The sequence below is a fragment of the Streptomyces sp. NPDC017676 genome (genome assembly GCF_044329325.1).
Lineage (GTDB): Bacteria > Actinomycetota > Actinomycetes > Streptomycetales > Streptomycetaceae > Streptomyces.
The window spans coordinates 1-1,592 of sequence record NZ_JBIRJA010000051.1; the positions used below are offsets into that span (position 1 = coordinate 1).

The 1,592-nt window shown below is 72.6% G+C and carries 1 protein-coding gene; it reads left to right on the forward strand.

The window, feature by feature from the left end:
- On the forward strand, positions 1-1,592 hold a 1,592-nt coding region (locus ACH4LD_RS42955), incomplete at both ends, for an amino acid adenylation domain-containing protein (RefSeq protein ID WP_398059969.1).

A 1,592-nucleotide genomic window follows, 5' to 3' on the forward strand; every position in this document is an offset into this window, starting at 1 on the left:
CTGCTGCTGGAGCACGGAGTGGGGCCGGAATCACTGGTCGCGGTCCTCATGGAACGCTCGGTGGAGACGGTCGTGGCACTTCTCGCCGTACTCAAAGCCGGCGGGGCCTATGTGCCGCTGGACGTCCGGTCGCCCGCCGAGCGGCTGAGCAGGGTGATGGCCGACACGGGTGCCCCGGTGCTGCTGACGGACCGGGCGTCGCGGGGAGTGGAGTTCGAGCACGCGGCCCGGGTGCTGGTCGTGGACGACACCGGGCAGCCGGCTGCCTCGCCGTCGGACGACCCGGGGATCACCAGCCGTCCCGAGCAGCTCGCCTACGTGATGTACACCTCCGGCTCGACGGGTGTGCCGAAGGGCGTCGCCGTCACGCACGCGGATGTCGTCGCGCTGGCGGCGGACCGCCGCTTCCGGACGGACGCGCACCGGCGGGTGCTGATGCACTCCCCGCACGCCTTCGACGCCTCGACGTACGAGATGTGGGTGCCGCTGCTGTCCGGCGGGACCGTCGTCGTGGCTCCCCCCGGTGACCTGGACGTGCGTGCGCTGGAGAGGGAGATCCGCGACCAGGGCGTGACGGCGCTGTGGCTGACCGCCGGTCTGTTCCGGCTGCTGGCACAGGAGGCACCCGGGGCCTTCACCGGCGTGCGCGAGGTGTGGACCGGCGGCGACGTGGTCCCGTCGGCCATGGTGCGCCGGGTGCTGGAGGCCTGCCCCGGGATCGTCGTCACCGACGGCTACGGACCGACCGAGACGACGACGTTCGCCACCTGCCATCCGCTGCGGTCGGTGGCCGAGGTCACCGACACCGTGCCGATCGGCCGGCCGATGGACGGCATGCGGGTCTATGTGCTGGACGCCGGTCTGCGCCTCGTACCCGTGGGGGTGGCGGGCGAGCTGTACATCGCGGGTGCGGGACTGGCACGCGGATATCTGAACCGCCCCGGGCTGACGGCGGAACGGTTCGTGGCGGACCCGTACGGTGCGCCGGGGACACGGATGTACCGGACCGGTGACGTGGTGCGGTGGAGCGCCGACGGACGGCTGGTGTTCATCGGCCGCGCCGATGACCAGGTCAAGCTGCGCGGGTTCCGGATCGAACCCGGCGAGATCGAGGCCGTACTCGCCGGGTGCGACGGAGTGGCACAGGCCGCCGTGGTGGTACGCGAGGACGCTCCGGACGTGAAGCGGCTGACGGCGTATGTGGTGCCCGAGGGAGGGGCGGCCCCGGACGCGCAGTCCCTGCGGGCGCGCGTGGCCGCGGTGCTGCCCGACTACATGGTGCCGTCGGCGTTCGTGGTGCTGGAGGCGTTGCCGTTGACGCCGAACGGCAAGCTGGACCGCAAGGCGCTTCCCGCCCCGCGCGTGGGGGCCTCGGCGGAGGCGCGGCTGCCGCGCACCCCGCGCGAGGAGATCCTGTGCTCGCTCTTCGCCGAGGTCCTGGGCGCGGAATCCGTCGGCGTCGACGACGGCTTCTTCGACCTGGGCGGCCACTCATTGCTCGCGATGCGGCTGATGAGCCGCGTCCGCAGCGTGCTGGGCGCCGAGCTCACCATCCGCGACCTGTTCGCCCACCCCACCGTCGCCGAACTCGC